This window comes from Haliscomenobacter sp. (genome assembly GCF_040403615.1).
Taxonomy (GTDB): Bacteria; Bacteroidota; Bacteroidia; order Chitinophagales; family Saprospiraceae; genus Haliscomenobacter.
The window spans coordinates 96,723-118,574 of sequence record NZ_JBBAKG010000001.1 but is presented as its reverse complement, the minus strand read 5'-3'; the positions used below and the strand labels follow the sequence as shown (position 1 = coordinate 118,574).

21 protein-coding genes are annotated in these 21,852 nt (G+C 44.2%); 2 read left to right on the top strand and 19 right to left on the bottom strand.

The annotated features are described in order from the left end of the window. Positions 1-2: 2 nt before the first annotated feature. Together ABW391_RS00445 and ABW391_RS00440 are read left to right on the top strand one after the other, a co-directional pair. Positions 3-1,130, top strand: a complete 1,128-nt coding sequence (locus tag ABW391_RS00445; protein WP_353479861.1) for a hypothetical protein — start codon at positions 3-5, stop codon at positions 1,128-1,130. Further along, complete coding sequence (locus ABW391_RS00440; RefSeq protein WP_353479860.1) at positions 1,127-2,299, top strand: hypothetical protein; 1,173 nt, start codon at positions 1,127-1,129, stop codon at positions 2,297-2,299. Before ABW391_RS00445 ends, ABW391_RS00440 begins: the two co-directional genes overlap by 4 nt. Here ABW391_RS00440 and ABW391_RS00435 read toward each other — a convergent pair. From ABW391_RS00435 to ABW391_RS00345, 19 genes are all read right to left on the bottom strand, one after another. After that, positions 2,283-3,764, bottom strand: coding sequence for a carbamoyltransferase C-terminal domain-containing protein (locus ABW391_RS00435; protein WP_353479859.1), 1,482 nt, complete (start codon positions 3,762-3,764; stop codon positions 2,283-2,285). The two genes, ABW391_RS00440 and ABW391_RS00435, sit on opposite strands and share 17 nt — an antisense overlap. 94 nt (positions 3,765-3,858) lie before the next feature. Continuing rightward, positions 3,859-4,896: a hypothetical protein gene (locus ABW391_RS00430; RefSeq protein ID WP_353479858.1), complete on the bottom strand. Its 1,038-nt coding sequence runs from the start codon at positions 4,894-4,896 to the stop codon at positions 3,859-3,861. Further along, positions 4,889-6,178, bottom strand: a complete 1,290-nt coding sequence (locus ABW391_RS00425; protein WP_353479857.1) for a twitch domain-containing radical SAM protein — start codon at positions 6,176-6,178, stop codon at positions 4,889-4,891. Before ABW391_RS00425 ends, ABW391_RS00430 begins: the two co-directional genes overlap by 8 nt. Continuing rightward, entirely contained in the window at positions 6,165-7,061 is an 897-nt protein-coding gene (locus ABW391_RS00420; protein ID WP_353479856.1) for a hypothetical protein, read from the bottom strand. Before ABW391_RS00420 ends, ABW391_RS00425 begins: the two co-directional genes overlap by 14 nt. After that, the gene (locus tag ABW391_RS00415; protein WP_353479855.1) at positions 7,051-8,259 is read right to left on the bottom strand and encodes a twitch domain-containing radical SAM protein; all 1,209 of its coding nucleotides are present in this window, start codon (positions 8,257-8,259) and stop codon (positions 7,051-7,053) included. The genes ABW391_RS00420 and ABW391_RS00415 overlap by 11 nt, the downstream gene beginning before the upstream one ends. Further along, positions 8,240-8,881 (bottom strand): hypothetical protein, encoded by a 642-nt coding sequence (locus ABW391_RS00410; protein WP_502916306.1) that lies wholly within the window; start codon positions 8,879-8,881, stop codon positions 8,240-8,242. Before ABW391_RS00410 ends, ABW391_RS00415 begins: the two co-directional genes overlap by 20 nt. A gap of 125 nt (positions 8,882-9,006) precedes the next feature. Continuing rightward, the gene (locus tag ABW391_RS00405) at positions 9,007-10,269 is read right to left on the bottom strand and encodes a twitch domain-containing radical SAM protein (protein ID WP_353479854.1); all 1,263 of its coding nucleotides are present in this window, start codon (positions 10,267-10,269) and stop codon (positions 9,007-9,009) included. Continuing rightward, positions 10,256-11,593, bottom strand: a complete 1,338-nt coding sequence (locus ABW391_RS00400; RefSeq protein WP_353479853.1) for a twitch domain-containing radical SAM protein — start codon at positions 11,591-11,593, stop codon at positions 10,256-10,258. Before ABW391_RS00400 ends, ABW391_RS00405 begins: the two co-directional genes overlap by 14 nt. Continuing rightward, positions 11,590-12,735, bottom strand: a complete 1,146-nt coding sequence (locus ABW391_RS00395) for a hypothetical protein (protein WP_353479852.1) — start codon at positions 12,733-12,735, stop codon at positions 11,590-11,592. Before ABW391_RS00395 ends, ABW391_RS00400 begins: the two co-directional genes overlap by 4 nt. Continuing rightward, positions 12,719-14,092, bottom strand: a complete 1,374-nt coding sequence (locus ABW391_RS00390; protein WP_353479851.1) for a twitch domain-containing radical SAM protein — start codon at positions 14,090-14,092, stop codon at positions 12,719-12,721. Before ABW391_RS00390 ends, ABW391_RS00395 begins: the two co-directional genes overlap by 17 nt. Next, positions 14,089-15,039 carry a hypothetical protein gene (locus ABW391_RS00385; protein ID WP_353479850.1) on the bottom strand — a complete coding sequence of 317 codons (951 nt, stop codon included), beginning with the start codon at positions 15,037-15,039 and terminating at the stop codon, positions 14,089-14,091. Before ABW391_RS00385 ends, ABW391_RS00390 begins: the two co-directional genes overlap by 4 nt. After that, entirely contained in the window at positions 15,036-15,560 is a 525-nt protein-coding gene (locus tag ABW391_RS00380) for a hypothetical protein (protein ID WP_353479849.1), read from the bottom strand. Before ABW391_RS00380 ends, ABW391_RS00385 begins: the two co-directional genes overlap by 4 nt. Positions 15,561-15,566: 6 nt before the next feature. Then, positions 15,567-16,493 carry a hypothetical protein gene (locus ABW391_RS00375; RefSeq protein WP_353479848.1) on the bottom strand — a complete coding sequence of 309 codons (927 nt, stop codon included), beginning with the start codon at positions 16,491-16,493 and terminating at the stop codon, positions 15,567-15,569. Positions 16,494-16,801: 308 nt separating this feature from the next. Beyond that, positions 16,802-17,584, bottom strand: a complete 783-nt coding sequence (locus tag ABW391_RS00370; protein ID WP_353479847.1) for a glycosyltransferase family protein — start codon at positions 17,582-17,584, stop codon at positions 16,802-16,804. Beyond that, complete coding sequence (locus tag ABW391_RS00365; RefSeq protein WP_353479846.1) at positions 17,568-18,380, bottom strand: hypothetical protein; 813 nt, start codon at positions 18,378-18,380, stop codon at positions 17,568-17,570. Before ABW391_RS00365 ends, ABW391_RS00370 begins: the two co-directional genes overlap by 17 nt. Beyond that, positions 18,377-18,634, bottom strand: coding sequence for a hypothetical protein (locus tag ABW391_RS00360; protein WP_353479845.1), 258 nt, complete (start codon positions 18,632-18,634; stop codon positions 18,377-18,379). The genes ABW391_RS00365 and ABW391_RS00360 overlap by 4 nt, the downstream gene beginning before the upstream one ends. A gap of 118 nt (positions 18,635-18,752) precedes the next feature. Continuing rightward, complete coding sequence (locus tag ABW391_RS00355) at positions 18,753-19,721, bottom strand: hypothetical protein (protein WP_353479844.1); 969 nt, start codon at positions 19,719-19,721, stop codon at positions 18,753-18,755. A gap of 11 nt (positions 19,722-19,732) precedes the next feature. After that, positions 19,733-21,127, bottom strand: a complete 1,395-nt coding sequence (locus ABW391_RS00350; protein ID WP_353479843.1) for a hypothetical protein — start codon at positions 21,125-21,127, stop codon at positions 19,733-19,735. Positions 21,128-21,179: 52 nt separating this feature from the next. Beyond that, positions 21,180-21,815 (bottom strand): hypothetical protein, encoded by a 636-nt coding sequence (locus ABW391_RS00345; protein ID WP_353479842.1) that lies wholly within the window; start codon positions 21,813-21,815, stop codon positions 21,180-21,182. Positions 21,816-21,852 lie beyond the last annotated feature (37 nt).

Sequence of the window (21,852 nt, the reverse complement as noted above, 5' to 3'; positions counted from 1 at the left end):
TAATGATTAGAATAGATGAAATTTACAACAACACTTTTTGGCCTTGGTTCCGAAAGAATCGCCCAGGTTACAGAGTGTTTCATTGCGATCCTTTTGGGCGTAGTGATCCAGACAGTGTGGTTAGTTATGGTAGTGATACTGCTCACGAACACAATTATATATTCATTTATGACCAAGAGCCTATTCATTTGAACATACACATGGCTACTTTTGAAAAAGTATGCAACTATAATTTAGACATAACCCATGACGGTGCTACTGACTATATTAGATTTCAACACCACTACAGTGCAGGTGTTTTGTTGACCAGCGAACATGACAGTGAAAATGTTGAATATGTGTGTGATCAATTCAAGTGGACGCCTGCTTACTATTTCTTTCATGGGTGGGCAGCATTGGATTGGTATCGCGGATATGATAAAACTTTTTTGATCCGGCCAATTCAAGAACGCACTATTACAAAGACATTTATTGCTCCTAACCGTATTGTGGCTGGTGAGCGACAGCATAGATTAGAAATGCTGTACTACATATTTAAACATGGCATGACGCATAATCATGTCAGTTGCCCTGACACATGTCCTGCAGAGAACATCAGCATACACCAAGCAGTCAAGCCCTTGGCAACAAAGTATCCTGATATTGAATCTGTATTTGCAGCACAGACCTTTCCCATTAACTTTGTGAACGAAACTGATCATCCCATGCATAGCTGTTGGCTCAGCTTATTTGATGAGTCAGCTGAAAGTCTACTGTATCTTGTGACCGAAACTGTGGCCACTGGTCGTAGACATCATTTGACCGAAAAGACATTCAAGCCCATTGCTCTAGGCATGCCATTTGTTATTGTAGGAACTCGAGGTAGTCTTGAATACCTGCGCAGTTACGGATTCCGAACCTTTGGCAACATCTGGGACGAGAGTTATGATTCTGCAGAGGATGATGTGCGTATTGAGCGCATTGCTAAACTACTAAAGAGTCTGGATGTGTTATCCACACAAGCCAAACAACAGTTGTTTGATCAGGCGCAAGAAGTAATAGAACACAACTGGAATCATTTCTACAACGGTGGCTTTGAGGCAGTATTGTGGACTGAACTTAACAACATGTTGGCACAGATAGACCCATGATAAATTTTTGCTACGACACCATGAGTGATCCTGAGTTGGGATATCCTAATCTTGCTGATCTAGGACTAGGCCCCGATGACTTTGACAATACCTGGCCCAGAACAATTGCGTTTAGACTGCTGGTATATCTCAAACACGCGGGTGCAGTCTGGACCAGCAGCACAGTAGATCAAGCACCCACAGGCAGCTGGTATCCTGTTGCACTAGGCTGGCACGATTTTGATTGTGATTATTTTGGCCTAATGAAACCCAACACAATTTCTAAATTGCAGCAGCAGGAAATAAAGGTATTATTTTACTACCACGAGGGGGACAATCCTGATCGCATACAAGAACGCTTGGACAGTTTGTGTGTGCTGCATCAGTTGCCGCAGGATTGCTATTTGTTTGTGAGTGCCAATACAGCGGCCGATTCTGTGGACAGATGCTATTACTTTCCGGATCACGAATACTTTTTGAGTTATGTTAATCGTCGTCAAGGCTATACTCCTGTGACTGATCTTCCTAGACCGTATGACTTTACTGCATTAAATCGCATACACAAATGGTGGCGCGGCAGCATAATGAGCGACTTGCATGCTGATGGCATTCTAACCAACAGCTTATGGAGTTACAATACTGATTGCACTATAGATGATCGAGAAGAGGATAATCCCATCAGCATACAATCCAATCAGGTCTGGGTTGAAAAACTGAAATTGTTTCTAGCCAATGGTCCGTACTACTGTGACGGTCCTGATTCAGATGCACACAACGATCACAGAATGATCAACACTGATCTTTATCTCAACAGCTATTGCCACATCTCAATTGAAACCCTGTTCGATGTGGATCAAAGTGGCGGTGCCTTTATCACTGAAAAAACCTACAAGTGCATGAAGTTTGGACAACCATTTGTGATAGTAGGAGCCGTGGGCAGTCTGGCGGCTTTGCGTTCTGCAGGCTATCGCACGTTTGATTCAGTAATCAACAACAGTTACGATAGCATAGTGGACAATACTCAACGTTGGTTTGCGGTAAAACAAACTCTGCAACAAATCAAACAGCAGGATCTGCATCAATGGTATTTGAAATGCATGCCCGACTTAGTACACAATCAACAATTGTTTATACAGCGTTCTAGGCCCAGTCTAGACCGCTTGATTACTCGTCTTAACTACACACAGTGACACCGTACAAGGCTTCAAATCGATCTGCGTCCGCACGATCATTTACCATGGGCTCTCCACGTATGTTTAGGCTGGTGTTCAGCAGCATGGGGCAGCCAGTCATCACATACCATTTTTCCAAGAGTTCTCTAATGCCTGACGTTGAATCTTTTGGCACAGTTTGTACTCTGCTGGTGCCGTCATGATGCACAATAGCAGGATACAGTTCAGGGCTGCGACAGTGACCCACTGACTGCATGTAAGGACTGTGTTCCCATCCACGAGGCATGATAAAGTACTGATCAACTAATTCTTCAAGTATCACAGGAGCAAATGGTCGAAATTGTTGACGGCGTTTGATTTCATTCACACGGTCCTTTATGTCCGGTCCTCTGGGGTCTGCAAGCAGGCTTCTGTTTCCAAGAGCTCTGGGGCCAAACTCTGCACGACCTGAGGCCACGCCAACAATGCCAGTGGTAACAAGATTATCAAGAAGTAGATTAACAGGATAAGCACCGGGGATATCATGGCCAAGAAAAGCACTAGTCCAATTAACACGCTGACCATAAGCCAACGCAGCGGCTCCCAGGCTAGAGCCAGCATCGCCAGGGCAAGGCATAATCCAAATGTTTTCAAAATAATTTCCTATTCGTCTGTTGGCACTGCAATTGAGTGCGACGCCGCCTTGATAAACCAGATTGTTGCTGAACTTGAAGTTGCGGGCCCGCATCATGACATTTAGTATCAGGTCTTCTGCCAGATCCTGTGCCCCTGCTGCCAGGTCTGCGTTACTAAAATGTTCCAGATACTTGGGATCTAGTCCTGTGTGTAAATTTTCTTTGAATCTGATTTCCCATTCATCCTGCACCAGATTCATTCGCATGAGTTCACTGGTGCCTGGGTTGCCATAAGCAGCCATGCCCATCAAGATGTATTCTTCGTCTAGTGGGTGTAGGCCCACGCGGCCAGTGACTGCACTATAAAAGAGTCCGATGGAATGTGGGTAATTTTGTTGCCACAGTCGTTTATAAATTGCACGACCCGTTGAATCATATTCTGCTCCCCATATAGTAATGGTTTCCCATTCGCCTACTGCATCTATCACCACAACCGTGGCACGATCAAACGGGCTGGTTTGAAATCCTGAAGCTGCATGGCTCAAATGATGACTGTAGCTAGACACCCGTGTAGGTTCGATCCAGCCGCCTAACTGTGTCTTGAGTACTTGTCCTAATGTGAGTTTGTTCCATTCAATACCTTGCCCGCTGTAGAGTTGACGCAGTTGCTTGGCCCAAGGACGTTCATAGTAGGCCACATGTTCGGGGCCGTATGGCAAAATATCATCCAGTAAGCCCTGGCAAAAGTTAGCGTCGTTCTTGTGTTTGCTATAGCGTTCGCTGTGTCCAGCAAACAGCACATCACCTTGTGAACTCAGCACTGTGGCAGCAGCGTCATGAAACCCTGCACTGACTCCTAGTATATTCATTTATAGATAAAAGGATCTCTTTTGCGCAGCTCTTTTAATTTTTTGCGATAACGATATTCCAGGGAGATTCTTGCCCATAAATTCTTTAGCCAGTTCATTTCAGTTTCCTTATTTGTTGTAGATCGTAATCTGGGTCACTCCAACGATACTCGTATGTGGATTGTGCCATACTAGTACTTATTCTATACACATCCTGGTGCTGCGACAATTGTGCCCATATTTCTCGGTAATTTGTGGTGCCAAAACTGCGCACAAGATCCACTTGTGCTACTTTAGGATGTCCAATTGTTAGACTTTTATCTTCAGGATCAAAGTTATTGGCCACCAGCCAGGTACGGAATTCTTTAAGTGATGCAATCTGCCATGGATATGCACCAGGATCGTTGGCCCATTCTATATCAAAGTCGCCGGCTGCTTGAGTTTGTGATCTGAGTGTGCTGGTTACCAGTTCGTTCACACGGCTGTCTCGTCCTTCGTCTGTGAACACTTCCCAATGATGCTTGCCCACAGCTTTGTTTACGCCTACATATACTCCGCCCAGGGATCTATTGATTGTTTCTATTCCAAACAGTTCATAGTCTTTGGAGTCTAATTCAAAGCGTGGTGCTTGCAGCCAGCACATCAGCTGCGAAGGACGTTGCCATTCAGGCGCTGTTTTTAACTTGCGAATGCTTAGTACTAGACTTTCCAATTCATGGCATAGCAAATTTAGTTGCCGTATGTGCCAACGAGTTGTGTCATCTGCTGTGGTGTAATACGGACTCATTGCGCCTGACACACCTTGTAAATCTTCAAAGTATCTGTGCAATTGATTTAAATGATCATGATCAATGCCCAGATCAGAATCAATTGTGTTGGCTGGTGTAAAAAAGTCTCGTATGCTATATCCCAGGCCTGCTGCATTAACAGCATGTATACTGCGATTTATCTGTGTACAGATGTATTCAGGGTTGCGCTTACTTTTGGCCCAGCCCAGCCAGCAGTAATTCTTTTCCAAATGATTCTGCTGTAGAATCAATTGATTTAGTGCTGCCAACCATTTGCGGCTAAGACTGTTGTGCTCTACGTCAATGTACACTGACAACACTCGATCGTCAGTGCTTCTCAGATCCATCTGGATAGTATCAAGCATGTTGGTTCCACCATTCTAGCACCGCAGGTCTTGCTGAAAGAATATCAGCCATTGAAGTTGACGATTTGCGTATGCTTTCTAATTGTAACACTCTAGCACGGCCTTTTGCAAGACCTTGGGCATAAGTGTCCGGCCATTGTTCGTCAAACGTGGGGCGAGATTTTAAATGAACTAGTACATCACGCATGGCACCGGAACTGGCATCAATTAGCTCATCCAGCCAAGGATGCAGCAGGTGTTTGGGCAATACCAATGGACTCATCACAATATCTGGACTGAAACTAAACACCACTTTGGCCAGCAACTGTACACCCAGTTCTTGAGCCAATTGCTGTATGGCCATGACCTGTGTCATACCCGGTAATGTCAGCGTAAAGTCTATTCGCATCTGGCGCGGATGTGAACTGTACTGTAATCCTTGACGGAAGTTTGCAAGCCAGACGTCATAGTCAAGTCCTGTTCGGATGTATTCTCCTGTGGCGCCGACCCCGTCCAGACTTGCGCATAGTTGCCAGTCGCGTACATGAGCCAGTATGTTGCGAAATAGATTACGCCCACCATAATCAACTCTGCTGAGATTGGTATTGTATCTGGCATATACTCTACCACCATCATTGAGTTCAACAATACGAACCATGTAGCGCCAGTGTTGTTCATACATTAGCGGCTCGCCACCTACCCAGTATACTTCTTCCACACGATGCTGCTCCACAGCGTCTGAGAATTCTTTTTCAATTTGACTGTCTTGAAATGCAGCAATCTCTTGACGAATTTCAGGCTGCATCCAGGCATTCTTGGGATTGGTCCAGTCAATCATGTGATGCTGGCGTTGTTCGCTTTCCCAGGCGCTGCTCAACATGTCGCCACATGTTCTGCACTTGAAGTTGCAAAGATTACTAAAGCGATAGTCCCAGCTCACGGGCTGCATAGTGGTGCTGCCGTCAGGGGCAGTACTGGTCATTACTTCGGGTAACTTGTGACGGAACAGATGTTCAAAATAGGTACGATACACATCAGTATTCAACAATTGATCATTGCACACTTCGCACTCAGGCAAGGTTTCTCCGGCCATCATACGTTGGCGAACACTTCTCATGTGTTCGCCATTCCAGTGTTGCTCTAGTGTGATGGGAATGTATCGCCCTGTACCTGCTGAGGTATCTATGTACTGTGCAAAGTTCTGTGCAGATTCTCGCGACGCACAGCACATTCTACGCTCAGTCTGCGGCGAAAGATAGGTGTGCGTCCACGGAGCAAGGCATAGTGATTTAGATTTTTGCATAGTCTAATAGAGGTTCTATAATCTCAGAGATTATTCGCGATTCCACCAATACTTGATCAAAGAAGTGATCGTGATTGTGTTGTAATCGACGTTGAGTCTCTGAGTCGTATGGCACTGGATTAAAATTATCAATATTTTTTATAACTGCGTTAAGCCTTGAGTCAAAATCAACAATGTCATCGTAAGATTCGTCAAAGATGTTATTGTATGTTTCAAATCCCAATTGCTTGAGTTTTTTCAATGTGTGATATTGTCCTATCAACAAAAAAGGATGATGATATGCATAGGCTTTGAATGTTTTTTCTGTTGCCCAATGACGCGAACCGTGTTGCTGAGTTTCTACCACGGCACTAAAATATGTGTTATCATACCATTCGGGATTGAAGAATCGATAATATTGATTATCAGTTGAGTCTATATCATTTGGAAGTTTTTTATCTCGATAACTCCAAATAAAATTATCAAGCATTGATGTAAGTTTGCTAACAATTTTATTTCTTGTGTCACTAACTCTACTAATTGGCATAAATGCCAATTTAGAATATTGTTTATTTGGTTGGTACTTGTGATATCCCATACTGCGCCACCATAAACTTTCGTTGTACCAGTACCAGTTTGAATTTTCTAACCAATAATAATCAGTTCGTCCAGTTGATACTTCCCACAGATTATCAACTACTACTTTGAAACCGTGATCTCGAAGATTTTTACTGTAATCATCATTTGCATTCTGCCACCATACTACAAACAATGTCATTAATTGATCATAAGTCTTGCTAGGATCGTACCACTCAATATCAAAATATTTACCCCATAATGATTCCAAATAGTATGAAGTAAAACTAGTGAATTCGTCAAGTCTTAAAATAATTTTAGTTTTCATATCCAAGTATATCTGCTAATTCGGGTGCTACTTTTTTTAAATCTTGATTTCTTTTGCGATCTAGTTCTGCTATATTTGATCTCAGTACAGATCCATCTGTGCTGGCTCCTCCATTCATAAAATCAATCACACCATTGATATCTTGTTGGTAGCAGGCCGGGGCAGCATTGAATCTCAAATGGTGTGTGATAGCAGTTTTGGCGGCATCCGGCAGAGTAGCAATTGAAAAGTACCAGGCATCGTGCATGATATTCCAGTACACAAAATTAAAGTTTTGTTCAGAAATCCACCATGCCAACTGATCTATATAACGCACATTGAACACATTCACAGTGCTGCAACACTGCAACTGAATGTTTGGGTATTGTGTACGCAGTTGTCTAAAGCGTTCTAGATTGTCACACACTTCAGTCCACACAGCATTGGTGCGCTGGTATTCAAAGCGTTGATCTAGATCATCAATACTAAATGCAATTTCCACTGTTTTGAAATGACGCCAGATCTCAATAGCCTTTTCTGGATACTGAGTACCATTGGTGTTGTAGTGTATTTCAACTTGATGTGCAATTCCGCGATCCACAATACCTTGCAGCATGGCAAAGTGTTCGGCAATCATGAATGGCTCGCCGCCGGTGAATTCAATATAGCGTATGTCTGTCAGCACTGTGTCGATCTGGCTCCAGAATTGTGCATTTTTCCTAGGCCACGCTCCTGCTCGCAGCATTTGATATGCATGTGAACTTTTTTGTTCTGCTCGCGGCATGAAGTTTAGTTCTTCTGTGGCAAACTGACTTGAACTCCAGGAACCGCATATACGACATTTTAAATTGCAGATATTGCCCAGTTTAAGATCCAGGAACATTAGCGGCTTGGCATCTGTGGTCCATGGTTCATCTTTTACAGAGTGTTTAAGACGATCCAGGGTATGCATTCGTTTTGATTTACGTCCTGCATCTTCTTCATTCCAACATTTTCTACATGTTTCAGGTCGGTTGCCTGCTAAGAATTTAATGCGTAAATCACGCATGTGATCACTGATTTGTATGTCAACAAAATTGGCAGTAGATAATTCAAACTTGTTTCCGTTATTGTCCAGGATTTCGTCATCGGCCAGGCAGCAGGGTCGTACAGTGCCAATGGGACTGGCTTCTAGGCTGATCCAGGGTAGTATACAAAATTTATCGTGGGGTAAGTTCATATAACGCTTTTTTTTCTATCAGTAATGGTATCAACACTTCCTGACACCATAGTTCGTGTCCTATACGTGAAGGATGTAGATTATCTTCCCACAGATGATTGTGTGTTTTTACCCATGTTCCTAGAAAATGCTTGTGATCAAAAAACAACCAAGGAGCAGTATCTAATACCAGATTAAGTTTTTCAAGTTCTACTCCATAGTCGATCCATTGATTGGTTTTATCACCCTCACACCATAAATTCTGCCAGGCAGTGTAGTAAAACGTATAACCTCTTTGTCTGAGATAATCAGTTAACTGTGTCATAGCTAGCCAGGAAGTCAATGCCAGACTTTGATTGTTTTGAAATTTTGTATATTCTCTTAGAGCTTGCTCTACCAGTGATATTTGACGATTTGTCCACCAATTGCCACCTACCACCAATTCAGTACAGTCTGAATAATCATAGGTAAACGGGTATGCCTTTTTAAAGTTACTAAGTGTTGGATCAGTTATCCAATCCACACGTTCAATTCCGCTCCACATGATCATAATCAATAGGTCCTTGGGATCAGGTTTGTGTTTTTCAAGCCATAATATAATGCTGTTTTTGATATGGGTGTTTCCGGCACCCGGTATTGCCAAATTGTGAATGTTTAATCCGGCCCAGGATGCTAGATTGTTTGCCCACGAAACCGGAGTCTGATAATTGTTATGCGTAAAACTACACCCTGACACCAGCAAGTTTTTGTAAGATGATCCAATCATATTCATGCTAGCGCCGTCAATTCAGGAATTACATCCAAGATGTTTTCTTTTCTGATAGCGTCTAGCTCGTGTGTTTTGCGCCAGAATGTGTCCAGGAGTTGTGTGTTGTCTGTGGCTGTCATAAAGGTAATAGCACTTTCAAAGCCCACTGTGGCACGATGCAAGGGATCCTGGTCTTGTAACCATTTGATATGTTCCTGAAATTTAGTTTCAATCAAGGTTTTGTACGCAGCAGGTGCTATGTCTATTCTATAGTGTGGGGGATCCTGAAGTATATTTACATTGAGATCCTGAGCTCGAATCAGGCCTTTTGCAACCCATTCTTTGTGAAAATCTGGCAGGTGTAGAGCATTCATTATGCTGAGTGTGGGGCTGATATAGAAGTCTACCGCAGGGCAAATTTCAATCATTTCTCGTCGATTTTTTTCCACCACTGCCCAGTCTGTGCCTTTGCGTATGTATTCGCCGCGAGCACCACTGGCGTCCAGGCTGGCACCTACTGCTACTGAGTCAAACTGTTTCCAGTATTCAAACACACTGTTGCCCTTTAGGTCAGTGTGTGTGAAGTTGGTGTTGTAGATTAGTCTAACATCAAAGCGTTTTCTGCGCACCAGCTCGTCTAGTATTTGATAGTGTTCTTCCATCAGCAAGGGTTCGCCACCAGCAAAGTAGATCTGTTCCACGTAGTCTAAATGCGGTTCTAGTTGAGACCACATGTCTGTTTCTGTGCGTCCAGCATAGTTGAGTACTGTGTTCTTTTGTTTCCAGTTGCCGCCTGCTAGTTTGGCTTGATCTTGATACCATTGGCTACTGAATATATGTCCGCAGCTACGGCATTTCAGATTGCAAAGATTGCTGAAACGAATATCCCAGTAGGTCATTTCAAAAGGATTTTGCTCTAGTTTCTTTACATGATGTCCGTGGTGTTTGTTGGCTGACTTGCGTCCCGAAAAGAATCCTGATTCTTCTTGTTCATAACAGCGTGTGCAGGCAGCATTGGGCGTTTCACTCAGCATGTCTGCTCGCAGCTTTTGCATGGGAGTGTCAGTCCATATTTGTTCCAGGGTATTCTCACGGCAATTGCCCACTTGTCCCACACCCATTTCAGCATGACAACAAGGATATGCTTCGCCTGTGGGATATGCATGCAGATGAATCCAGGGATATATGCAGAATGTTTTGGATTCTGTCAGCAGTGATGCTTCTCGTGGCGTCAGCAACGTGGGCTTCAGCAGATCAGTTGAATTATATTTATATTGAGTCATACCATGTGGCTAATTTAGAGAACGCGGCGCCAAAGTTTTTGTGTCTGCGGCTGTCGTATTGGGAGTAGAACTCACGAAAATCATTCAGCAGTTTGGGCATTTCAAATGTGTCCGAGTGCGGTGTTTTGACCACATCCAAGTAATCAATCAAGCGTTGTGTGTGATTTACTTCATACTCGTGCAGCCACGGGTTGGCGCGATTTCGATACAGCCATTCTTCCAGTACAACTCTGTAGCCGGTGCGTATGTGTTCGGGTAACACCAGGGCTGACTGAAAGCTGGGAAAACGTAGAATATTCAAGGTAAAGCTCACTTGGTCACGACCGTACAGTCGTTTCAGGTCCATGAGCTGATCCAACAATTGCGGCAAGCTGTCCAGGCACAGGGCATTTATGGTACACATCACATGTAGAGCTTTTACAGCACGACTTTTTAATAGTGTATGCACATTGGCCAACCACTGAGCATAGTCCAGGCCGTCACGGATGTATTCGGCCTGTGAGCCCACAGCTTCCATGGATGTGTAAAGTTCCACATGCGGTAACGATGCAATTGCTGTGACAAACTCTTGCAGTTTGTGTGAATCAAATCCCAGATTTGAGTTGATGGCCAGGCGGGTTGTGCTGCGGCCTTGATTCTGTTTGAACCATTCAATCAGCTTCCAGGTGTAGCCTGACATTAGAGGTTCACCGCCGGTGATCCTTAGCTCTTGAAGTGTTTTGTGGAGGTCTGACTCCCACCACTTAAAGAACGCTTCAACGTAGGGATTAGTTTCACCAAACTTGTATAGTTGACTACTATCGTGAGCGTGAGTAAAGTGGTTACGCCCATCAGACACCAGGTGCTCATAAGCGCCGTGCTTTCGGATATCATTAACCCATGTGCTAGAAAAAGCAGGGTTACAATAACTACAAGCAAACTGACAAGTGCGGTCAAAGGCGATTTCAAGAGTGCGTAAATTAACGTCTTGATCTGGTGGAGTTTCATATGCTTGTTTCAGTGTGGTAATGGGATAAATCTTGCTTTTGTATACGCGGTCGCTCACAGCGTCACGACCCATGTCTTCAATCTTCCAGCAGTATTCGCAACCTGCAGGACGTTCTCCTGCAATCATTAGCGCCCGGTCTGCTTTCTTTTGATCAGTATTGTGCAGCAGCCTAGGGTTGATACTGACTTTATCTTTGTCGACCAAATGGGCTGGCGGGTGATGACAACTGGTGGTCTGTCCACTTCCTAACCAAATGGTAGCATTGTACCATTTTGCTGCACAAAAACTCGCACTCAGTGGGTCCAACGCTGTGTGCTTAAATTCTAAATCATTCACTGAAGGGTATGCTCTTGTAAAAAATCAAAGAACCGCTGGGGGAAGTCGCGGCGTAGTTGTTCTCGGTATTCACTGAGATGTTGTTGGTTGTATTTACATATAGTATAACACTCATTGAGAAATTGTGCAAGGTCTTGACTGCAAAGATCCTGCACAATTTCAACAATTCGGTTGAGTCTATCTTGTGTGTTGTCAATAGAATCAAACGATTCGTCAATCACATGCCCAAACGTTTGGAATCCCAGATTACGAAGGTCTCGATAAAATCCAGCATTGCTTGCCACTATCCATGGATGTCCTTGTGCAATTGGTTTGGCAATCTTTTCAGTTCGGAAACTACTGCCGTGTTCGCATATGGTTTCTGTGACTAGACTAAAATAGGTATCAGCATAGGGTTCAGTTTGTATGTAAATTTCACCCCAGGTGTTGTGGAACATGTCTTGCTTGATAAATTGCCGTTTGGGTTCAGTTATCTCAACAGAATTGTTTTGATATCGTGCAACTTCGTATCTGGAATCTAGTTGACGTATAGGCGTCACTGTGGTCATCAAATTAACATTGCCTTGCATGAGCGCTAGCTCTGTGCCTTTGAGTGCGGGTCTGCCATCCAGCATGGTCCATATTGCACGATCCAGCAGTCCCAGTTGGCGGAATCGTTCCCACAGGTATTTTCTGTGCGGTCTTGCTCGACCATTTAGAAATAAAAAATCATAGGGCTTGGTTACGGTGTTGTAAATTTCAGACATGCGTTGCATCTGTTGTAGATTTTCGTTATAGCCCAGTATCACATTAAAGAAATGATCATGTGTTAGTGCAGGATACTCGGCTGGCATGACACCGCCACTGAGTACCAGCAGTTGTTTGCTCAACACAAGATCTTCTATGCCCAACATGCGTATTTGTTCTATCAGTGTCCAGGATCCTTCAGCAGCGCCGTCAAACACCATGCAGTATTGTGCAGACTCGCACATGGCTCTAATTTGAGGTCTATTTTCCACCAGTTGTTTGCGTCCTATAACATAGGTCGCTCCTGTGACTAGCACATGATCTGAAAACTCCCAGAACTCCTGACAGGCAAAGGGTTTTAGTAAATCGTATACAACACTGAATGTATCTACTATCAGTTCAAGTTTGTCTGGCATGATACTCACACTCGGCCCACCAGGAACGCATTTCAGGAAACACCTGTAAAAAATTTGTCCCGTGGCGATGATCTGCTTCGCTAAAGAAACGATAGAAGTCTGCCAGGTGTTGACTTTGATCTAGATCTTGTCCTGATCGCATCCAGGCAATGTCTCTGTCTAGTCTGGCTACTTCATAGTCTTTGAACCCCTTGAACGGTGCCGCTGGTGTTTCCAAGTGCGCAGACATGTAGTTTTTGACTGCATCTAGTCGCACAGCGTAAGATTCTCCCAGCGTTTGCAGGCTTTGCCACGCAGGTTCACGTAGCACAGGAGTATCAAACCACACACGCTGATATGTTGTGCTGTGCTTTTTGCGTAGTTCCAGTATGCCTGCCAACAATTGGGCTAGACTTGACACACTGAGGTTGTTCATTGTGATAATAAATGTTAGACTTGAGTAGCTGGGCACCTGAGTTAGGAACTGGTTGACTCGATCCCACAACAGATCAAAATCCAGACCGTGGCGTATGTATTCTGCTTGGGCTCCCCAGGCGTCAAGACTCACGTACTGCATGAAGTGTTCTATGCGGCCATTGCATAGTTGTTTCATATAGGCCAGATACTTTTGCCATGACTTTTCATCTACTGAAAAGTTTGACGTGACATTTAAGTGTAGTTTGGCGCTGGGGTTTGCCAGCACATAATCAAATACTCTATAGGTATTCCGATCCAGTAGTGGCTCACCACCAGTCATTCTAAAGTGTTCCAGTTCGGGGTACAGGGTAGGCCACCAGTCCCAGAATGCTTCTACATAGGGATTATGTTGCCGTGCTGGTATGGGCTTACGGTCGCCAGAAAAATGCTCAGGAGCATTATGAGGCACCAAAGTAGGATATGCACCGTGCCGATCAGTTTCTTGCTGCCAAGTGCTTGAGAACTGCGGGCTGCAATAGCTGCATGCAAGGTTGCAAACATTGTTAAAATTAACTTCCACATAACTGGGAATAACATCTTCATCTCCTGTTGAGTTTTTTATTTTGTCAAAATCTACTGCGGCCCAGGGCTCGCCTGATCTATAGTGCCGATCACTCAGCTTGTCATGTGCTTCCATGTTCCAGCAATAGCTACACTCTGCAGGTTTGACACCTGCTAGCATGAGATTGCGCTGTTCTTTCTTGTGCGGTGTATTGTGTAATGCACCGGGATTGCGTCCAATATCTTCGATGGGTATTCTATGCAAGGGTGGATGATAGCAACTGTTATTTAACCCTGTGGGCAGGTGCAAACTCACCTGCTTCCATTTGGCCAGGCACAAGGCAGGGCCAAGATCACTGTGCATCTGTTCAGCCCTAGATAAAAAATCACTTTTGCTCATTGTATTTTTGTTATAGTTTTATTGTATCCTTGACTCATCAGCAAATCATAATTGTGGTCCAGGATTGGTTGCATTTTTTGATACATGTCTACTAGCACATTAATGGGTTGTTGTGCAAGGCTATCAATGAGATCAAGTATTTTTTGATATCGATTCTGTTCTGCAAATCCGTCATAATCTTCATCCCAAAAATTGTTAAAGGTTTTAAATCCCATCTGCTGTAGATACCCAAGAAAATCTTGTGATCCCATTACAATCATTGGTTTTTTCATCAACATAGGCCTTATTGTTTTTTCAGTAATAAAAAAACAATTTCCGGTTGTGAATGTTTCTCCTACTATATCAATCAATAAATTTTTATAGACTCTTTTGGTCTGTTGAAAAAACCCATCTGCTAATGTCAATCCAGGTATGTATTGAACAACATCAACATGTTTGCAAGGAAATTGAGAAACTATTTTAGAAAATTCAATCAAGCTGTTTGGGTTATGTTTCCACAGTTCAGAAATTTCAAAAAGTTCTCGTTGGTCTGGATCAGTAGGATCACATAAACAACCAACTTCACTTATGCCCGGATGTGTGGATAATAAATGTGATGCTATTCCTAGTCTATGCCATAATGGTCGACCGTATAGTGTACCAAAAACTGATTTTTGATTCCATATATGATGAATTGGATCAATAGGCTGGGATGCTCTTAGAGATTTCCAAGGAATTTGAAAGGAAATTTTATAGCGGTCATGAGTCTCTAACAGATTACTGGTTTCGATTGTAACGCTATTAAATGAAAATTTGTCTAACCATTGATATAGTCCTATGGTACTGGCGCAACATCCTTCGTTATTAGTTTGTATTACTATGTCTTGATTTTGATATGCAATAAGAAAATCAACCAACTCTGGCAGATTCCATATAGATGTGTCAGCTGGAATAATTTTAAATATCATTCCAACAAGAATCCCGATACTTGTAAGGTATATTTGTTTTGCATACCTGCATTGGACGAAAGATGCAAATGTGTAGAGTCCCACATGAATCCGTCGCCAGCATGCCATTTGGTACTGATTTCATTGTCATATTGTATGAACTGCCCTAGTTTCCAATCTTCGAGATATATGTTGGCTCGGACTTTGAGTTCTGCTCGTTCTGGATAACGTTGGGTGATCTGATAAAATGTATCCCGATGTAAAGGAACCATGCACCCAGGGGGCTGGCAGATACTACTCGCTGTGATTACTTCCATACCCAATTGACTACCAAGTGCAGCAAAGTCAATATCATCCTTGGTCCACCATAACTGATGTATTATGGTATTTGCATAACAATAAGTTTTTGGAAATCCGCCATACTGTTCATGGATATCAGTTAGTTCATGGACTTGATGACTAATACAACTACCCTCATGTTGCGAATAATCAGCAGATAAGATTTTTGAAAAATCATAATTTAAATAAATTGGTTTAAGCATAAGTTATTACCATCCTTCTTGTTGTCGTATTACATCAATCTCACGAACCATTACGCCTTGATTGTGCCAGTTTGATCGGTAATGTCGTTTAAAGAACTCACTGGCTTCTACTGTGAGCATGTGCATAGGCAGATCCAACTGTGTGTGCAAGTCATCAGCGATTCTATTGGCCAAAATCTCTGGTTGCTCTGATTCCACAGTCTTCCATAGTTCAGCTAGTGCATCAAAATTTTGCACCTGCAGATAATCCCAGTTTGTGAGCATGGTCATGTAGGTGCCTTGTCTAGCACCAGCCATGGCCCAGTAACCGTATTCTACATCCGCACCTATGTTGTGCCAGATGGTGAGATGGTCTAGGTTGCGTTGATGTACTTGATCCTTGAACTCTGCAAGCGTGGGTCTTGCTCCGCGATTCAGGCACATCTTTACACCTTCTCTAAATCCTGCACGCCAGGCATGGAATGCTGATCCATTGGGATAGGTTGTTGAGTAACAGTCGTGCATGGGCCAGTATAACGGATCAAAACAAAACTCCACTTGTGTTTCTGTACGACCGTCTGTGTTTTCATGTGTGTTCATGTTTTGCACATATTGCTGCGTCCATGAGCTCAGTCCACCGTTGCCATACATGAGTCCATTGATAGCGTTACGTGCTTTCCAACGAAACACCGCAGATTCATAATCCTCAGTAGGGAATTCCAAAGTTTGATTGAAAAATTTAGCGTCAGGAATGTTATCTCCGTCAATCAGAACAAAACGTTCTGTGGTGCTAGCATCTGCTGCGGCCTTGTGTGCTGCGTCAGATCCCTTGACTCCGTCCACGCGGCGAGCCCACGGAATCATGTTTCTGATCTTGACCCAGTTTTCTTCTTTTTTGGGTTCATCATAGGTCAGATATACACAGTCAAGATCTGCAATGTCAATTTGGTTCATAAGTTCGTTTGTTCCATTTTTGATGGGACTTGTGCTCACTGACGATTACAGCAACATTGTCAGGATGACAAGGGGATCCAGAGTCAGAGGGCACAAGTTTAGTTATTCTATTAAACCGTTGGGTCACAATCTTTCCGTCAACAACTCTAATGTGCTTGTTTTTTGCATTGAAGGTGGCTTGATCTATTTCGACATAAAGGCCTGGAATATCATCCATTGAATATGCCACAGGATAACCATCTGCGTCGTGGTATAGTCTGTAGAACACAGGCTCGGGTGCAGGCATGGCACCAAGTGCTGCCCAGAAATTATCTACACTGAGTGGCTGCTTGTTTGACATGATAATGAAAAGCTCCCCATTGTGCGTGTGTTTGTATCCGCAATTGGTTGTTGTGATATTCCCACACCAACTCCTGTGTCCAGTCTTCTGTTCGTGTTCCTGCATGATGCTGTTTCATATGCACTATTTTGGGATAGGTTGCAAATGGCAAGGTAACTGATTCTGGTCCCATGATTTGTGCTGCCATAGCATATACCACATCAGTGGATGGCTGCTCTTCAGGAAACTTCAACAGTTTACGATACTCTGCCCAATGAGCAAATATGTCACGTACCAGTACAAAAAACTCCTGTGCTGTTTGACTAAGGCGCCAGTAGGTGATAGCGTTGTACACATCAGGCAGGTTGTTGTCATCAAATATTCTTCGATAACGCCTATTATGGCTGTCTTGATCTCTCCAGGTTCTGCATCCTGTTGATATCACAAGATCTCTGTGTCTAAGCATATCCCACCAGTGATCTATGTTGCTCACGATCCACATGTCTGCTTCCAGCTTGATTGTTTCACGAAACGGAGTTTGATAGAATGCCTGCCAGTCATTCTCGTATGGGTTGGCAGGGTTTGCATTGGTAATATAGCGCACATGATCAAACACAGAATCAGTGCATTCTGAATCTGTGACCAGGCAAACTTCGGCTACAGGATTGTGCGTTTTCAATGTTTGGGCCAGTGATCTGGCACAGTCAACATAATCAACAGTGGTACTATTGCAGGCCACAATCACGTAGCCTTGTTCAGCTATGGGCTTCAATGATGTCTCCTAGATGTTTTTTGCCCATGGCATGAAAGTCTATACCATTTAAGGCACAGTACAACTTTGCTCCATTGGACGCACGATGTGTGATTTTGAATGTTTCGTCATTGTTGGCAATTTGTTCCAGCTCATACTCGGGCAAGATGCTGGCCAAACTCCAGGGAATACTGTCAACTCTCCAGGTGCCACCGCTGATGATTCCCAGGGCAATGCTCAGTGCAAAGTCATTGCGATAGGTACTTTTCTGAATCTTGTACAGGGCTCTGTAATGATCCCAGTTGTCTCGCACCATGTGCATGCAGTCAAATATGTAGGCTGCGGTGTTGCTCTTGCGAAACATCATCACAGTGGCCCAACTCATGGGTAGGCGATGTTCGCCAAATGTGTTTAGTTCATCTAAGTATCGAGACTTTGCAATGTCATAAGCACGATCGTGACACATGAAATCACGATCGCTGTTGATCACAAATTTCAGCTGCGAACTGGCCACCACATAGTCTGCATCCAGCACCAAGGTCTGTTCCCAGGGGGTAAGAGCGTATGCATCAACCCTGCCAGCATTGTGCCAGGTCACTGTTGAGTTGTAGTCTTCAAAAAATCTTGTACCACCAGAATCAGGCTCTGCGTGAATAACTTGATCAAATGTTTTGCTCAGTGCAGGATCTGTGCTGTCGGTCACAACAGCAACCGGTATGCCCAGATACTGGCGAATACGACCTGCACTCCAGGCGGCCATGCTCACATAGTCAGTGGCTTCGTTGTTGAAGGCAAATAACAGTGCGCCGCAGGTCATCGTAGTTGACGTTGTTGGTCAAGTTCTACTAGCCATGCATTCATTTGTTCTTGCCATAGCTGCATGGCTAGGCCTCTTAGCTGATCAGGGTTGACCTGCACCGGAGTTTCGTACAGATCTAGCACCACTGCATCGCCCGGAGGCACGGTGGCCAACAGTACCAGCAGTTCAGGATCAGCTCGCCACATTCCACCACGATAGGCAAACAACATACGGGCTTGGTATTTTTCTTTTAGAACGCGACGAGCAGCCACATGATCAAATCTTGCTCGTGCGTGTGATATTAATTTTTCAGTATCCATGTGACTATTGTACACTATCTGCGGCCAAAAGTAAAGGGCCTTAGGCCCTTTACTGCTGGAATATTACCGATTAGGCCACTGTAGCAGCAACAGTGGGTGTTCCCCAGGCAGCGCTCAAATAGGTTACACTTGGTGGGAAATATGTTACCACTGTGGCAGGTGCTGTACCAAAAGTGATACCAGTGGTTGCTGTACCACCTGAAATGTTATCACTTGATCCTGTTACTGAACCTCCGGGATCTACCCAGGTTGTGGTCAGTACCAATTGTGTTCCTGCGCCTGCTGTTTTGGCGTTGATCTGTATGAACTGCCCAGTGTACGGACTGGTGTCTGCAAATTGTTTGTAGATAGTGGTATCAGTGGTGATCAATCCGTAGTAGCCTGTGGTGGTAAGCAAGGTGGTTGGTGTTCCTGTTCCGCCAACTTTGGTTGTGCCTGTGTAGGCCGCTGCTGCAATTGTTTGTGTACCGTTGCCTTTGGTAATGTAGATGTCACCAACCAAGGTGTTGGCCAGGTCATTCCATTCTGTGTCGGCTGCGGTTGTGTCAGCTGTTTTGGATGTTTCCCATTTGATAAGGCCGCCTGCGTTGAAGAAGTAGCGGGCAGCGTCGGCGCTGGCCCAGGTAACAGTATGTGTAAATGTAATTGTCCAAGGAGTAGAACCAGAACCAGTTGCAGTTGTTTTACTTGCAGTACCGGTCCAGGCTGTGTACTGTGTGCCGGTGCCCGCTGCATTGCCGCTGCTGGTGGTTAGACTTGTGATGTCTGTGGCCACGTTGGCCAAAATAGCAACAATATTTCCGGTAACAGGAGCTGTTCTAGTTGTGATGGCTTGGCCGGTTTGATTGCTGGCTGCTGCTAGGTTGTTGACCAAGGTAGCCCAGTTGGTGGCAGTTACCACACCTGATGTGCTCACGCTGGCAACGCTTGTCTGTCCCCAGCCAACGTTGCCAGTGCCAGTGCTCCAAAAAGCATTGGTGTTGGTGGCAAATGTATTGTAATCCGTTGCTTGAATCAAGCCGCCTGATGAGTATGTCATTTTTTTTCCTGTTAATTTATTGTTACAATGGCTTCAACTGTGCCCAGTTCAGCAGTTGTTTTTCCAACCAGAGCACGGCCAATAACATTGAATGCTGTGGCTTCACCAGGAGCAGCAGCACGGGCAATGCCATCGCCTGCAGAAATCAATCTGTCGCCCTTGGCCACAATGCCTGATACCAGTACAGGCACACGACCTGTCATGGCAACCGGAGGATGAGTTTCATTATCGCCTGCACCACCATTCATGGTAAATGCTGGTCTAGTAGAAATCACGCCAAACACTCGGTCACTAGCGTCATCTTTCACACGAGTAATTTCATTTGCGCCGCCCAGTTCAACCACTGTGCCTGGCAAGTATACTTCATCAGCTGCAAAACGTTCTGCAACGTCGGCATACAGTGCTGTGGTTGCCTGAGCAAATATGGTATTGAAATAGCTTGAGCTTGAACCAATGTTGCCTACTGCATTGCCTGCACCATTCACAATGGCAGTAGCAACACCAGCAGTGTTTACTGTGGTAGCTCCGCGAATAGCTGTCATGTTGTTTGCACCAAACAAGGTAACCATGGTAGTTGTTACGCCGCCATCGTTGATTTGCAAGTACACATTGCCGTCGCTGGTTTGATTGCGCAGATACACATCAGAGCCTGTGACTGTTGCACGGAAGTCAGAGTTGGTTCCTACTGACAGTCCGGAATTATTAACAATGCCCAGGGTACCCGTTGTGGTGTCATTGCTGGTACTACTCAAAAAGTCTGTTGAGTCCAGGCCGTCTAGCAACTGTGCATTGGTTGCTGTACCCTGAAACAATTGCGGTACGCCCGAAATTGAACTGGCCATTGTGACACCAGGATTAATTGTGGTGAATCCTGGAATAGCAACCTGAGGAGTAAATGCCAAGTCCTTGCTAAAGATACTCACTACGCTGTCTTCCACATACATTTCAACCACAACGTGACTCACAGCATTGCTGTCTGTGATTGTGTTTACAATTGCACCTGTGGTTCCTGTGCCTGCTGTAAATGCAGGACCTACCAGCAAAAAGGCAGTACCGGTATAAACTTTGAGCTGTGCATTGGTCGAATCATACCACAGGTCGCCAGCCACATTTGATGTAGGAGCTGATGCACTTGCTGTGGCACCAGAAATTACTTTGAATGTGGTTCCACTGTAGACTTTCATGGTATCAGTGGTCTGGTCCCACCACAATTGCCCTGTCAAGGGTGCGCCGGGCGCAGTGGTGTTTGAACCATTTTCCAACAAGTGGATATAATTCTCGTCCAGAAATTCGCCGTAACCGGCGTAATTTTTACCCACCAAGATCATGCTTGAACTGGTATTGATGGTACCATCTGCTATTACTGCAAAAATTGTACCATCGGTAAGATTGATTGTATATGACATATTGCTTGCTCCGAATCTTATAGGTATTTATTACCTGTTAATCTACTAATATTTATGCTGCGCTCAGGTTAGTTAAGGTCTGTATACGCACAGTATAATCAATTTGAATTTGACGATTCAAACTCTTCTGAACTGGATGGAAAATCACATGCGTCAACAAACGCAATGCATTACCTTCTCCAGTCCAGGCCTTGAGTCCTAGTTCATCAAACACATATTCCCCGTTGTAATTGGTTGAATTATCAAACGCTTGCTGCCCCGGTGGCTCGCCGTAATCCAACAAACAGCTGACCAGGATATCTGTATACACCTGGCCCGAGGTGTGTAACACCGTCATGTTGTTGTTGATTGGATCAGTATCAGCTGCTGATTCGTCATCAACAACTTTGGCATAGGTTTCATTGTAAAGATCAGCGTTTTGACCAGTGGTATTAGGGGGCAAATACGTGATTACTCCAGTGGGATCTACTGAGCTACCGCCGTTACCAAATGCCATTTCATAAATCCAGCCCTGATTTCTATGAGCCAGAGTTTCAGCCAGGCTAATACTCATGTTTTCATAATGAATAGCATTGTCTTTATCAACTAGTACTTCTCCAGTGACTGGATCAGTAATTTTAATGTGTCCTTTAATAATAGGACCGTAGGTGTTAATAAGCATGTTGTTGTTCGCTTTTTCTTTGCCCATATTTAATCACGCTCGTGTCTCCACAAATACTTGTTTA

Bases quoted from the DNA above. Each gene is read 5' to 3' on its own strand.
- ABW391_RS00365 (WP_353479846.1), bottom strand. From the start codon at position 18,380: ATGACCTGCGGCGCACTGTTATTTGCCTTCAACAACGAAGCCACTGAC.
- ABW391_RS00405 (WP_353479854.1), bottom strand. From the start codon at position 10,269: ATGACTCAATATAAATATAATTCAACTGATCTGCTGAAGCCCACGTTG.
- ABW391_RS00425 (WP_353479857.1), bottom strand. From the start codon at position 6,178: ATGCAAAAATCTAAATCACTATGCCTTGCTCCGTGGACGCACACCTAT.
- ABW391_RS00395 (WP_353479852.1), bottom strand. From the start codon at position 12,735: ATGCCAGACAAACTTGAACTGATAGTAGATACATTCAGTGTTGTATAC.
- ABW391_RS00390 (WP_353479851.1), bottom strand. From the start codon at position 14,092: ATGAGCAAAAGTGATTTTTTATCTAGGGCTGAACAGATGCACAGTGAT.
- ABW391_RS00375 (WP_353479848.1), bottom strand. From the start codon at position 16,493: ATGAACCAAATTGACATTGCAGATCTTGACTGTGTATATCTGACCTAT.
- ABW391_RS00345 (WP_353479842.1), bottom strand. From the start codon at position 21,815: ATGGGCAAAGAAAAAGCGAACAACAACATGCTTATTAACACCTACGGT.
- ABW391_RS00435 (WP_353479859.1), bottom strand. From the start codon at position 3,764: ATGAATATACTAGGAGTCAGTGCAGGGTTTCATGACGCTGCTGCCACA.
- ABW391_RS00380 (WP_353479849.1), bottom strand. From the start codon at position 15,560: ATGCTTAAACCAATTTATTTAAATTATGATTTTTCAAAAATCTTATCT.
- ABW391_RS00385 (WP_353479850.1), bottom strand. From the start codon at position 15,039: ATGATATTTAAAATTATTCCAGCTGACACATCTATATGGAATCTGCCA.
- ABW391_RS00415 (WP_353479855.1), bottom strand. From the start codon at position 8,259: ATGAACTTACCCCACGATAAATTTTGTATACTACCCTGGATCAGCCTA.
- ABW391_RS00355 (WP_353479844.1), bottom strand. From the start codon at position 19,721: ATGACATACTCATCAGGCGGCTTGATTCAAGCAACGGATTACAATACA.
- ABW391_RS00420 (WP_353479856.1), bottom strand. From the start codon at position 7,061: ATGAAAACTAAAATTATTTTAAGACTTGACGAATTCACTAGTTTTACT.
- ABW391_RS00440 (WP_353479860.1), top strand. From the start codon at position 1,127: ATGATAAATTTTTGCTACGACACCATGAGTGATCCTGAGTTGGGATAT.
- ABW391_RS00430 (WP_353479858.1), bottom strand. From the start codon at position 4,896: ATGCTTGATACTATCCAGATGGATCTGAGAAGCACTGACGATCGAGTG.
- ABW391_RS00445 (WP_353479861.1), top strand. From the start codon at position 3: ATGATTAGAATAGATGAAATTTACAACAACACTTTTTGGCCTTGGTTC.
- ABW391_RS00350 (WP_353479843.1), bottom strand. From the start codon at position 21,127: ATGTCATATACAATCAATCTTACCGATGGTACAATTTTTGCAGTAATA.